Source organism: Marinobacter sp. F3R11 (assembly GCF_003318275.1).
In the GTDB taxonomy this organism is placed as follows: domain Bacteria; phylum Pseudomonadota; class Gammaproteobacteria; order Pseudomonadales; family Oleiphilaceae; genus Marinobacter.
Genome location: NZ_QOCH01000015.1, coordinates 172,877 through 185,581, shown reverse-complemented (window position 1 = coordinate 185,581; position 12,705 = coordinate 172,877). Strand labels below are relative to the sequence as shown.

Annotated in this window: 12 protein-coding genes; 9 read left to right on the top strand and 3 right to left on the bottom strand. The window is 54.6% G+C overall.

The window, feature by feature from the left end:
* Positions 1 to 25 precede the first annotated feature (25 nt).
* Entirely contained in the window at positions 26 to 883 is an 858-nt protein-coding gene (gene asd, locus DS878_RS09260) for an archaetidylserine decarboxylase (RefSeq protein ID WP_113815692.1), read from the bottom strand.
* A 199-nt stretch (positions 884 to 1,082) separates the two neighbouring features.
* Between asd and motA the strand changes: the two genes are divergently transcribed.
* Entirely contained in the window at positions 1,083 to 1,934 is an 852-nt protein-coding gene (gene motA, locus DS878_RS09255) for a flagellar motor stator protein MotA (RefSeq protein WP_113815691.1), read from the top strand.
* Positions 1,935 to 1,959: 25 nt separating this feature from the next.
* A complete protein-coding gene (gene motB / locus DS878_RS09250) occupies positions 1,960 to 2,919 on the top strand; it encodes a flagellar motor protein MotB (protein WP_113815690.1) in 960 nt (319 codons plus the stop codon).
* Positions 2,920 to 2,938: 19 nt separating this feature from the next.
* Here the strand turns inward: motB and rsgA are convergent, their stop codons facing one another.
* Positions 2,939 to 3,994: a small ribosomal subunit biogenesis GTPase RsgA gene (gene rsgA, locus DS878_RS09245; RefSeq protein ID WP_113815689.1), complete on the bottom strand. Its 1,056-nt coding sequence runs from the start codon at positions 3,992 to 3,994 to the stop codon at positions 2,939 to 2,941.
* A gap of 143 nt (positions 3,995 to 4,137) precedes the next feature.
* Between rsgA and orn the strand changes: the two genes are divergently transcribed.
* Positions 4,138 to 4,680: an oligoribonuclease gene (gene orn / locus DS878_RS09240; protein WP_113815688.1), complete on the top strand. Its 543-nt coding sequence runs from the start codon at positions 4,138 to 4,140 to the stop codon at positions 4,678 to 4,680.
* Here the strand turns inward: orn and queG are convergent.
* Entirely contained in the window at positions 4,675 to 5,754 is a 1,080-nt protein-coding gene (gene queG, locus DS878_RS09235; RefSeq protein ID WP_113815687.1) for a tRNA epoxyqueuosine(34) reductase QueG, read from the bottom strand. The two genes, orn and queG, sit on opposite strands and share 6 nt — an antisense overlap.
* A gap of 147 nt (positions 5,755 to 5,901) precedes the next feature.
* On the opposite strand from queG, the gene DS878_RS09230 reads away from it, so the two are divergent.
* From DS878_RS09230 to hfq, 6 genes are read left to right on the top strand one after another with little or no spacing between them, the layout of a single operon-like run.
* Entirely contained in the window at positions 5,902 to 7,464 is a 1,563-nt protein-coding gene (locus DS878_RS09230; protein ID WP_113815686.1) for an NAD(P)H-hydrate dehydratase, read from the top strand.
* Positions 7,461 to 7,958 carry a tRNA (adenosine(37)-N6)-threonylcarbamoyltransferase complex ATPase subunit type 1 TsaE gene (tsaE, locus tag DS878_RS09225; protein WP_113815685.1) on the top strand — a complete coding sequence of 166 codons (498 nt, stop codon included), beginning with the start codon at positions 7,461 to 7,463 and terminating at the stop codon, positions 7,956 to 7,958. The genes DS878_RS09230 and tsaE overlap by 4 nt, the downstream gene beginning before the upstream one ends.
* A gap of 31 nt (positions 7,959 to 7,989) precedes the next feature.
* Positions 7,990 to 9,351: an N-acetylmuramoyl-L-alanine amidase gene (locus DS878_RS09220; RefSeq protein ID WP_410003470.1), complete on the top strand. Its 1,362-nt coding sequence runs from the start codon at positions 7,990 to 7,992 to the stop codon at positions 9,349 to 9,351.
* 32 nt (positions 9,352 to 9,383) lie between these two features.
* Positions 9,384 to 11,300 carry a DNA mismatch repair endonuclease MutL gene (gene mutL / locus DS878_RS09215; protein WP_113815684.1) on the top strand — a complete coding sequence of 639 codons (1,917 nt, stop codon included), beginning with the start codon at positions 9,384 to 9,386 and terminating at the stop codon, positions 11,298 to 11,300.
* A 13-nt stretch (positions 11,301 to 11,313) separates the two neighbouring features.
* Positions 11,314 to 12,330: a tRNA (adenosine(37)-N6)-dimethylallyltransferase MiaA gene (gene miaA / locus DS878_RS09210; protein ID WP_113815683.1), complete on the top strand. Its 1,017-nt coding sequence runs from the start codon at positions 11,314 to 11,316 to the stop codon at positions 12,328 to 12,330.
* 37 nt (positions 12,331 to 12,367) lie between these two features.
* Positions 12,368 to 12,619, top strand: a complete 252-nt coding sequence (gene hfq, locus DS878_RS09205) for an RNA chaperone Hfq (RefSeq protein WP_096781132.1) — start codon at positions 12,368 to 12,370, stop codon at positions 12,617 to 12,619.
* Positions 12,620 to 12,705: the final 86 nt, after the last annotated feature.

Genomic DNA, 12,705 nt, shown 5'->3' with positions numbered 1-12,705 from the left:
TCGTTTCAGGCAGGGCTAAACACAATCAAGCGCCAACCGTACCAAATGCCTCACCCATACGAACCCGCTTTCCTGCAACCTGCTCATCATTCCAGCTAACACTGCCCCTGGGCATAACCATCACCACCGTAGAGCCCAGGCGGAAGCGCCCCATTTCCTCGCCTTTGGCAAACGAAACTGGGCTCTCGCCTTCGTAGGTGATCGCTTTAACGCCGCTGTTGCTGGGCACCACAACGCCTGCCCAGGGCGTTTCAACGCTACCCACAATCATGGCGCCTACAAGCACCAGCGCCATAGGGCCTGCCTCTGTATCAAAGATGCAGACAACACGTTCATTTCTGGCAAACAGGTTAGGAACATTCTCCGCTGTTGCCGGGTTTACTGAAAACAACTTGCCCGGAACATGAATCATTTCCCGAAGCGTGCCCGCCAGCGGCATGTGAATGCGGTGATAATCCCTGGGGGCGAGATAAATGGTTGAAAACTGACCTTCCGAAAAAGTATCCGCCCAACGTGTGTCGCCGCCAAGCAGTTCTGTCAGGCTGAAGGATTGTCCCTTGGCCTGGAATACCCGGTCACCGGTGACCTGGCCAAGTTGACTGATAGTGCCATCCACGGGGCTTACAAGTGTATTATGTCCTTCGGCAACCGGGCGGGCGCCGGGCTTCAGGGCCCGGGTAAAAAAAGCGTTGAAGCTGGGGTAGGCTGTCGGATCTGGCTCGGCGGCTTCGCTCATGTCAACGTCGTAGCGTTTTACGAACCATTTGACTACCCGGTTTTTGAGCGCAGGAGCGCGCTCATTGTCTGCCAGGCGGCCAGCCACGCTGGAAACAGTATGCTGGGGCGTGACGTACTGGCTCAGAACAAACAACTTGTCGAACATTAAGGGATCCTGTGCGTTCTTCTAGAGGTGCGGAGTTTAACAAATAGTACGACAAGAGTGTTGTGCATGCGTCTGTATGTATAGAAATTGTTTCATGGCTTCGCGGATAACGCAGAGGCTTGCTATGATCAAGCCTGAAAACCCGTGACCAATACCGGCACCGGCCGACAACCTAAATATAAAGGCTTACATTCTTCCCATGTTACTTATCATTGGCGCAGTGATTGTTGTTGCCAGCGTTCTTGGCGGGTACACCCTGCACGGCGGCAACTTGATGGTGTTGTGGCAGCCGACAGAGGTTCTCATTATTTTTGGTGCGGCCATAGGCTCTTTCATAATCGCCAACCCCCTTCATACTGTGAAGGAAGTTTTTTCCGGTGTGTTGCGCCTGCTGACAGGCTCTCCATTCAACAAATCCTATTACATGGATTTGCTGAGCATGCTTTACGAGATCTTTGATAAATCCCGAAAGCAGGGTGTTATGTCCATCGAAGAAGATATCGATAACCCCGAGTCCAGCCAGATCTTCAGCCGCTACCCGGCCATCCTTAAATCAAAAGAACTGCTCGCCTTTATTACGGATTACCTGAGAATTATCAGTGCCGGAAACATGGCAACCCATGAGCTCGAAGGCATGATGGAAAACGAAATCGACAGTCGCCAGCACGAGCTTGAAGAACCTGCCCATGCGGTGAATAAAATTGCCGATGCGCTGCCAGGTCTCGGTATTGTGGCGGCGGTTCTCGGTATTGTTATTACCATGAACTTCCTTAGTGAAGGGCCGGAACGCATTGGTTTGAGTGTGGCGGCAGCGCTGGTGGGAACCTTTCTGGGTATCTGGATGGGCTATGGTTTTGTTGGTCCGACATCCATTGCCATGGAGCATGCTGCCAAATATGAACTCAAGGCCTACGAGTGCGTTAAATCCGCTATTGTTGCCACGGTTTCGGGGCAGGCTCCCCAGATGGCCATTGAGTTTGGTCGTAAAGCACTGCCAACCGATAAGCGACCTGGTTTTCAGGAACTGAACGATCATGTGCGCGCCAAATAGCGTAACCTGAGGCCGGAGCCGAGTTGTGGAACAACAGCCGATAATCATAAAGCGTAAAAAAGTTGTCGCCGGGGGGCACCATGGTGGTTCCTGGAAGGTGGCCTTTGCTGACTTCGCAACGGCAATGATGGCGTTCTTTCTCGTGCTCTGGCTGACCGCCACGGCGTCTCCGGAACAGAAAAAAGCTGTTGAAGGTTATTTCCGCGATCCGGTCGGATTTACTGACGGTGGATCACCTAACCCTGTGGATCTTGAGGGCAGTGCTTCTGTAATCAATGAGGCAAGCATGGATGTTGATCCAAGCCAGATTCCGATCAGTGATAATGTGGTGGATGCACTCTCTGAAACCCTTGAGCAGCGCCGCATGAATGAGTTGTTTCAGGAGCTGAAGCAACGCATTGAAGAGAATGAAACGCTACAGGAATTCAAAGACCAGCTGTTAATCGATATCACGGATGAAGGCCTGCGAATCCAGATTGTTGACCGCTCAGGTCGCCCCATGTTCGATAGTGGTAAAGCTGAGTTGAAATACTATTCTCAGGAAATTCTGTTTGAACTTGCGAAAACCCTTGGGACTGTGGATAACAGACTCAGCATTACCGGCCATACAGACGCGACCCCTTTCGGCGGTCGTCCGGGATATACCAATTGGGAACTTTCAGCCGACCGTGCTAACACTGCTCGCCGGGCTCTGGTCGCAGGTGGTGTTAGCGCCCGGCAGATTGCAAGAGTGGTGGGGTTGAGTGATTCCGTACTGTTTAATCAGAGCGAGCCGACAGCGCCCGTGAATCGCCGGATTTCTATTATCGTGCTCAACAAGAAAACCGTGAACAGTATCCAGAGCAGCGCCAGCGCAACGGGCGAGCCCCTTATCGACCTAACGGCGCCATCGGAAGAAGAGCAGAAAAAAGCACGCGAAAATCTGGAAAGCGGAGATTGGCTGAAGGAAAAAGCGGAGCCTGGTCCCGGCGAGCTTAACTGGTAAATCGCCGGGCAGGGTGATATCAGGTGGCCTTCAAGCCCCGTGACTGCTGCTCAGCCATATCCTCCAGAATGCGATGAAAGCTTCGAAGCCGTTCCGGGCTGAGTTTGCCCGCTTCCGCTGCCGCATCAATGGCGCAGCCGGGATCACCCATGTGCCGGCAATTGCGGAATTTGCAGTAGCCAATCACATCTCGAATCTCGCGAAACCCATATTCGATTTCCTGCGGTGACATATGCCAGAGGCCGAACTCCCTGATTCCTGGCGAGTCAATCAGATCACCGCCCATGGGCAGGTGAAAGAGCTTTGCTGTCGTGGTGGTATGAACCCCTTTGCCAGTGCTCTCTGAAACCGCGCCAACCCGAATAGCTTCGTCCGGCATCAGTGTCTGGATAATGGACGATTTTCCTACCCCGGACTGGCCCACGAATGCGCTTGTTTTGCCTTTTACCAGTGCCTCAACTTCTGGAGAAGGTCCGCCATCGTACTGAACTGCCGAGGTGCGGACTATCTCGTAGCCCAGCGCGGCATAGCGTGCCAGAAGAGCATCAATCTGTGCCCGGTTGCGGTCAGTGATCAGGTCAGTTTTGTTCAGGAGAATAACGGCAGGAATATCCGTGATCTCAGAGGCCACAAGATACCGGTCTATAAGATTGTCGTGGGGTTCCGGTTCCGGTGCGATCACCAGAATAATGTGATCAATATTCGCTGCTACGGGTTTAACAGCACCAAAGTTATCCGGTCGCTGCAACAGATTGTCGCGATCACAGCGAGCAACAATCACCCCTGTTTCGTTCTTGCCAGGCCTCCAGACAACCCGGTCACCTGTTACCAGACTGTCGATATTCGCCCGGACAAAACAGCGAACAACATCACCTTTGCGTTCACCTTCCAGAGCTTCCACATCAAGCTGCTGCCCGTAGTGCGCAATAATCAATCCTTCCTGTTCAGGCCCCAGCTCCCCGGCGTCAGCCTGCGCCTGAACCAACTTCTCCTTGCGAGCTGCGCGGGCTGCTCGTTCTTCCTGAACCTTCTTGATCCGGAATTGCTGTTGCTTGTTCAGTTGCCGTTTTGCCATAAAATCTCAAATAACACGGATGAAAGTGGTGACGTTGCTGTGACATCATACGGTAATTAATTATGTGTGGCTTTAATATGGCTGTTTCACCAATGGTATAACAGCTCCGCCTACCCAGATGTTTGGTTAACGAGGAAAGTAGAATGTCAGCAGGCAATCACCTGGTTTGGATTGATCTGGAAATGACCGGCCTTGATCCGGAAAAAGAACGCATCATCGAAATGGCCACCATCATCACGGATTCAGAACTGAACCTGGTGGCCGAAGGCCCTGTTATAGCAGTGCACCAACCCGACAGCTTGCTGGACTCCATGGATGAATGGTGCACCCGCACCCACGGTGAAAGCGGGTTAACCAGGCGTGTCCGGGAAAGCAAAATCTCCGAAGCCGAGGCCGAGCAACAAACACTCGCTTTTCTCAAAGAATATATGGAGCCCGGAGAATCCCCTCTGTGTGGTAACAGTATTGGTCAGGACCGCCGTTTCCTTGTGAAATACATGCCCCAGCTGGAAGACTTCTTCCACTACCGAAACCTTGACGTCTCTACCGTAAAAGAGCTGGCCCGCCGTTGGCGCCCGGATGTGCTGAAAGGCGTGAAGAAACAGGGTAGTCATCAGGCGCTCGACGACATTCGTGATTCCATCAACGAGTTGCGCTACTACCGGGAACACTTTTTCAAGCTATAAATCATGCTGTGCCAGAGCCCAGTGAACATGCTCGCGGACCATTTCTGAAGGATAGTCCGCGCGCTGTTTTAAGGCTTCAATGACCGGGATTGTAGAAGGCGCATTGCCCAGCCCCACCGCGAGGTTGCGCAACCATCCCTCATAGCCTGTGCGGCGAATTGCCGAACCCTCGGTTCTCTTTAAAAACTGCTCTTCAGTCCATAAGAACAGTTCTGCCAGTGAGCTGCTGTTCAGGCCGTGTCTGGGCTGAAAGTCATCCTCTCGGGTGGGCTTTTTGAATTTTTGCCAGGGGCAGACAAGCTGGCAGTCGTCGCAGCCAAAAACCCGGTTACCCATCAGCGGGCGCAGTTCTTCAGGGATGCTGCCTTTGAGTTCAATGGTGAGGTAACTGATGCAGCGCCGGGCATCCAGCTTGTGTGGCCCCACAAAAGCGTCCGTCGGGCACAGGTCGAGGCACGCGGAGCAGGTGCCGCAATGGTCGGTTTCAAAGGCCGGGTCTACAGGCAGAGGGGCGCTGGTAAATATCTCACCAAGGAAAAAGAACGATCCTGCCTTTGGGTGTATCAGCATGTTGTTTTTGCCGATCCAGCCCAGCCCGGCACGTTGCGCCAAAGCCCTTTCCAGTACTGGGGCGCTATCAACAAAGGCACGATGATCATAGCCGCTTACAGCATCGTCAATTTTTTTTGCCAGAGTTGCCAGCCGCTTGCGGATCAGTTTGTGATAGTCACGGCCAAGCGCGTAGCGGGTAATGTAAGCATTTTCACGGTTAGTAAGCGCTTCTTTCGGGCTGTCCGGTGTGGGCATGTAGTCCATTCGCACCGAGATAACCCGGGTTGTGCCGGGCACCAGCGATTTTGGGGTGTAGCGTTTATCCCCGTGCTGAGCCATATACCCCATCTCACCCTGATAACCTTCGGCCAGCCAGTCCTGCAGGTGCTGGGCATGTTTGCCGGTGTCTGCGGTTGTGATGCCGGCGGCGGAGAATCCGAGTTCTCTGGCCCACTGCCGGATAAGTGCTGGCAAATCAGTCAGTTCCGGAATGGGAGAGGTGTTGGTTTCAGGTGTGCTCATAGGTTCCGTTGTGCCAGTTTCCCGGCAGGCGTTGGCAGTAAGTATATTTAATTTGATTAAGTTATGACCTTTTCTTCGGTTTTGCTATGCTTTACAGATAGCTGGCCAATTTTCTTAAACCGGTTTCTTTAACGGGAGCAAAGGCTCATGCCACCGCACGCTGGAGGCAGTTTATCAGATGCACTGTTTTCCGCCGATTCTGTGCGTCGTATTGATCAGTACATAATCGAGCGGCAAGGTGTTGACGGCTTTGAATTGATGCAGGCCGCTGCTCGTGCGGCATTTCGCCGTCTGGTCGGGCACTGGCCCGAGGTAGAGCGGTTACTTGTGCTTTGCGGCGCAGGTAATAACGGCGGGGATGGTTATCTTGTCGCAGCCAAGGCAGTGAGCCAGGGTTTGACTGTGCGCTGTATTGCGGTTGCACCTACGGAAAGACTCGGTGGTGACGCCCGCAAGGCCTGGCAGAAGGCAGTGGCGGACGGGGTGGAAGTGCAGGAGCTGGCAGACTTAGACGAACCCGGGCTCGCGTCTGTGTTTGAATCGGCGGAACTGATTGTTGATGCCATGTTGGGGACAGGTGTTTCCGGGGCCCCCAAAGAACCCTTTGCCAGTGTGATTTCGCGCTGCAACCGCTCCGGGTTGCCGGTGCTGGCAGTTGATTTGCCATCCGGACTGAATGTTACCAGTGGAGCTGCCGAGGGCGAGGTAATACAGGCAGCCCTGACGGTCACATTTATCGGCCGAAAACTCGGACTGTATACCGGTCAGGGTGCTGCGGTGTGTGGTGATGTGATTGTTGAAACGCTGAATGCGGATGCGGGGGTTGTGGAAAGTGGTGAGCGCCCGATAGCCATGCTTCAGCGCTGGAACTCGGTAAAAAAGTTGCTGCCCGCCCGCGCGGCTAATGCACATAAGGGCAGGTTTGGGCACGTACTTGTGGTTGCCGGAGACCGGGGGTTCGGTGGAGCAGGAATACTGGCTGCGGAAGCTGCGGTGCGCTCCGGTGCCGGGCTGGTTTCACTGGCAACCCGCCCTGAACACGTCACTGCGGCCCTGGCGAGATGCCCGTCAGTCATGGTTCAGGGGTTGATTCATGGCTCGGAATTGCCGGCTATGCTGGATTCGGCAACGGTCATAGTGTGTGGCCCGGGTTTAGGCCGGAATGCCTGGGGGCAGCAAATGCTTCAGCAGGTGGTTGAAAGTGGTAAACCCCGTGTTCTGGATGCGGATGCTCTTAACCTGCTTTCGTCCCGGGTAACCACGTGTGCCAGCACTCAGATTCTTACACCACATCCGGGCGAGGCTGCCAGGTTACTGGGTTGCACGGTTCCGGAAATAGAGGTGGATCGCATAGCTGCCGCCAATAAACTCCAGTCCCTGTACGGGGGAGTAGTATTGCTGAAGGGGGCCGGAACGGTTATCGCGTCCGGAATGGATGTGGTGGATATTGCCGGCGGCAGCAACCCCGGAATGGCTACCGGAGGCATGGGAGACGTGTTATCGGGCATCATCGGTGCGCTCTACGCCCAGATGATTGATACGCCTGCGCATGCAGCAACAATCGGAGCGGTTGTGCATCTTGAAGCTGCCTGCAGGGCATCAGCCGACAAAGGACACATGGGGCTGATACCGACCGATGTAATCGATGCATTGCCGCAGGTTTTCAAAGAAGCAGAGCCGGGCGGTGCTTGCAGTTGGGAGGACGGATGAGCATTTTCGGGAATGAGCGGAGGCTGTTTCTTGAAAGTGAGGCCGAAACGGAGAAACTGGGTAGTGAACTGGCTCGCCTGGCAAAAGAGTCAGGCCGTGGACTGACAGTGTTTCTTGAGGGCGATCTCGGGATGGGTAAGACCACCTTCAGCCGGGGAGTTATCCGTGGGCTGGGGCATGAAGGTGCGGTGAAGAGCCCGACTTATACGCTTGTTGAGCCCTACGAAGATCTGTCGCCCCCAGCCTATCATTTTGATTTGTATCGGTTGGGTGATCCCGAAGAGCTGGAATACATGGGTATCCGGGATTACTTCAACGGCCAGAGTATTTGCCTTATTGAATGGCCGGAGCGTGGAGAAGGGCTGCTTCCGTCACCGGATCTTGACGTGCACCTGGAGCACCAGGGTGAAGGTCGTTCGGCGGTGGTCCGGGCACGTTCGGAACTGGGTGCATCATTTTTGAACGAACTTGAACTGATAGGGCCGGACCATTGACGGACCGGTGCTGGATAAACAGGCAAGCTGTATGACGAAACTCAAGCTTATGATGAAAACAACGATCGCGCTGGCATCTTTGTGGCTGCTTCTGTCGGGCCTGCCCGCGCAGGCTGGCACTGAGGTGGAGGGTATTCGTATCTGGCCGGCGCCGGATCACACCCGGCTGGTACTGGATACTGCGGGCAAGGTTGAACACAATATGTTCGCGTTGAAGAACCCCGCACGCCTGGTGATTGATCTCAAGAACACCCGCCTGAAAACAGATTTCTCCAAACTTGATCTGTCTGGCAGCCCTGTCCGGCGTATCCGTAGTGCCACACGTAATGGCACAGACCTGCGAGTGGTTCTTGATCTGGCCAGTGACATCAAACCCCGCAGCTTCCAGTTAGAACCCAACCAACAGTATGGTCATCGCCTTGTGCTTGACCTTATTGATGAAAACGGAAGTCGTTTGGCGAAGGCTGCCAAGCCTACTGTTACCCATGATTCAGCCGGCAAACGCGATGTCATTGTGGTTATTGATGCGGGCCACGGCGGTGAGGATCCGGGAGCTATCGGGCCCAGAGGTACGCGCGAAAAAGATGTGGTTCTGAAAATGGCACACATTCTTGCGGAGATGATCAATAAACAGCCAGGCTATACCGCCAAACTCACCCGGACGGGAGATTATTACATCGGGTTGAGGAACCGGACGGTTCTCGCTCGCAAATACAGTGCGGATCTGTTTGTTTCTGTACATGCAGACGCATTTCGTACGCCCCAGCCCAAGGGTGCTTCAGTCTTTGCGTTGTCTCAGCGGGGCGCGACGAGTGAAACAGCGCGCTGGCTGGCCCAGAGTGAAAACCGCTCTGACCTGATCGGCGGAACCGGCGGTGTTTCTCTGGATGGGCGTGATGATATGTTGGCCGGTGTATTGCTCGATCTGTCCATGACGGCGAGTATCAATGCCAGCCTGGGTGTGGGCAGTTCTGTGCTGGGTAAGCTCAATGGTGTGGCTCAGTTGCATAAGCCTGGTGTGGAACAGGCGGCGTTCGCAGTGCTTAAATCACCTGATATCCCGTCTATTCTCGTGGAGGCGGGTTTTATCTCAAATCCCCAGGAAGAAAAGAATCTGGCTACAGACTGGTACCGCCGCAAGTTGGCTGGTGCGATCATGAAGGGTATTGACGAGTATTTTCGTAAAACACCTCCGCCCGGGACCTTGCTCGCATGGCAGAAGCAGAATGGCCAGGGGGGCAGTCGTGTCAGTCAGTACAGGGTTCAGAGTGGCGATACGCTTTCAGGCGTGGCCAGGGAAAATCAGACTACTGTCAGCGAGCTCATGCAGTTTAACGGCTTGAGGGACGACCGTGTTATGGTAGGGCAAACCATTCGCATTCCCTCATCCTGAGCAACATTCTGAACAAGAGGTAGTCCCGAAATATGCCCTCCATCCGATTGCTCTCGCCGCGGTTGGCAAACCAGATTGCTGCGGGCGAGGTAGTTGAGCGCCCTGCTTCTGTCGTCAAGGAACTGGTAGAAAATGCGCTCGACGCCGGTGCAGACCGTATTGATGTGGAAGTGGAGCAGGGTGGCGTCAAGCTGATCCGGGTACGTGATGACGGCAGCGGTATCGCCGAAAGTGATTTGCCCATGGCGCTCAGCCGCCATGCCACAAGTAAGATTTCCAGCCTTGATGATCTGGAATCCGTATCTTCCCTGGGATTCAGAGGCGAGGCTCTGGCCAGTATCAGCTCTGTATCGCGCCTGGCACTGACCTCTCGTACAGAAGATCAGGAGGCGGCTTCCCGTGTAGAGGTCGAAGGGCGTGATATGGATGCACGAATTTCTCCGGCGGCCCATCCGGTGGGAACCACTGTTGAAGTGCGTGACCTCTTTTTTAATACCCCTGCAAGGCGCAAGTTTCTGCGCACAGAGAAAACTGAATTCAATCACGTTGAAGAATGTGTGCGCCGTCAGGCTCTTAGCCGGTTCGATGCAGGTTTTACGCTGCGTCATAACCAGCGGGTTGTTCAGAATCTGCGGCCAGCTGAGTCTGTGCAGGACAGGGAACGTCGTATTGGTGCCCTGTGCGGGCAGAAGTTTATCGACAACGCCGTGGTTATCGATGCCGAAGCCACAGGGTTGCGGCTCTGGGGTTGGGTCGCTTTGCCGACATTTTCCCGTAGCCAGGCCGACCTTCAGTATTTCTTCGTGAATGGCCGTGTCATCCGTGACCGGCTGGTAGCTCATGCGGTGCGTCAGGCCTATCGCGATGTTTTGTATAATAATCGCCATCCTGCGTTTGTGCTTTATCTTGAGGTTGATCCTGCCTCGGTTGATGTGAACGTGCACCCAACCAAGCACGAGGTGCGCTTCCGTGATGGTCGCCTGGTTCACGACTTTATTTTCCGGACTTTGCACAAAGCTCTGGCCGATGTGCGGCCGGACGATCATTTTCGTGGTGCGACAGCCCAGTCTTTCAGCCGTGAGGCTGCAGGGCAGGGCGAGCTTCCGGCAGAAGGGGCTCCTGTTCCGGCTCAGCCCTGGAACGGGCAGCCTGAGATGCCGGCAGCGGGAAATTATGTGCCGGGAACTGGTTTTGGTGGACAGTCAGCGCCACAGCAGGAGTGGCGGGCCAGTGACCAGATGGCTTTTTACAAGTCTCTCGGCGGGGGTGGTTCAAGTTCTCCGCAAACGGCCGCACCCTATGGGAGTGCGGGAAGTGTGGATGCCTCCCGGACAGATTATCCGGGGAGTGCCGACGATCAGGCAGAGCCGCCTCTGGGGTATGCCATTGCTCAGTTGCACGGCATTTACGTGCTGTCCCAAAGCAGTGCCGGGATGATCGTTGTCGATATGCATGCTGCCCATGAGCGGATCACATACGAGCGCATGAAGCGCGCGCTGGCAGAGCAGGATCTCAAAAGTCAGCCGCTGCTGGTGCCTGTGTCCCTCGCGGTGAGTCAGAAAGAGGCTGCTCTGGCAGAGACCCATGGGGACGAATTGCAGCAGCTTGGGCTTCAGATTGAGCGCATCGGGCCGGAAACACTTGCTATCCGCCAGGTACCCGCGCTGCTGCGGGGAGCGGATTCAGAACAACTTGTCAGGGATGTTTTATCTGACCTGATCGAGCATGGCCAGAGTGACAGGGTTGAGGCCGTTGTCCACGAGCTTTTGGGGACCATGGCCTGCCATGGCTCGGTGCGGGCAAATCGCCAGCTGACCATACCGGAAATGAACTCCCTGTTGCGGGATATGGAGGCGACAGAGCGCAGCGGTCAATGCAACCATGGCCGCCCGACCTGGACTCTGGTTACTCTGGCGGAACTCGATAAACTGTTTTTGCGGGGGCGGTAGAGTGGAATCAAAAATGCCACCTGCCATTTTTCTGATGGGGCCGACAGCCTCCGGCAAGACCGATCTGGCCATGGAACTCTGTGACCGCCTGCCTTGTGACATCATCAGCGTTGATTCGGCGATGATCTATCGTGGTATGGATATTGGTACTGCAAAGCCGACGGCTGAGGAGCTGGCACGTGCTCCGCACCGTTTGATTGATATCTGCGATCCTTCTGAAACCTATTCTGCCGCCGATTTCCGGCGGGATGCACTGGCTGAAATGGAGCGCATATCCGGTGCCGGGCGTATTCCGTTGCTCGTTGGTGGCACCATGATGTATTTCAAGGCTTTATTGCACGGTATGTCCGGGCTGCCGGCTGCCAGCCCGGAGCTGCGCAGAACCCTTGAGGCTGAAGCGGAAAAGCTCGGCTGGAATGCACTCTATGAAGAACTGCAGGCCGCCGACCCGGTGGCGGGACGACTGATTCACCCCAATAACCGTCAGCGCCTCTTGAGAGCTCTTGAGGTAATTCGTCTGACCGGTCGGCCAATTTCGGCTTTCTGGGAGTCTGAAGGTGGTCGGCGGGCTCAGCAACAGTCGGGCCCGGAGGGTATTGAGGATTACCCTTATTTTACTCAATGGCAGGCAGACGAAGCTTCATCGCTTCCGTATACTGTAGCGCAGCTTGCCATGGTGCCTCCGGAAAGACGCGTGCTTCATGACAGAATACATCGGCGCTTTCTGAACATGATCGAAAAGGGCCTGTTGAGTGAAGTCGGTGCTCTGATGGGCAGAGGCGATCTGAACCCGGATCTTCCGTCAATGCGTTGTGTCGGTTATCGCCAGGCCTGGAGTCATCTGGCTGGCGAAGACGATTATGACGTATTTGTAAGTAAGGGCGTTGCGGCCACCCGTCAGCTTGCCAAACGGCAGCTCACATGGCTCCGTAAGTGGTCTGATTTGAACTGGCTGAACAGCGAAGATGGTTTTATCGTTGAAGCGGCCTTGAAAAAAATCAGATGTCACACCACATTTAGTTCTGAATAATGACTATCTGCATTTACTAATAAACAGGAGAATACACATGTCAAAAGGGCACTCGCTACAAGACCCTTACCTTAATGCCTTACGCAAGGAACGTATTCCGGTTTCCATATTTCTGGTTAACGGCATCAAGTTGCAAGGGCAGGTAGAGTCTTTTGACCAATTCGTAATTTTGCTGAAAAATACTGTCAGCCAGATGGTCTATAAGCACGCAATCTCTACCGTTGTGCCTGCCCGGAATGTTCGCATTCCACAGCAGAACCCGGCGGGAGAGGATGAGTCCGAGGACTGATCTGCCCCGGTTTTCGGTATTACCACCCGCGTCCCTGACGAGCCTCCGGGTTCTGATGGTCGCGGGTGTTTGTTTTTGTGATGTAA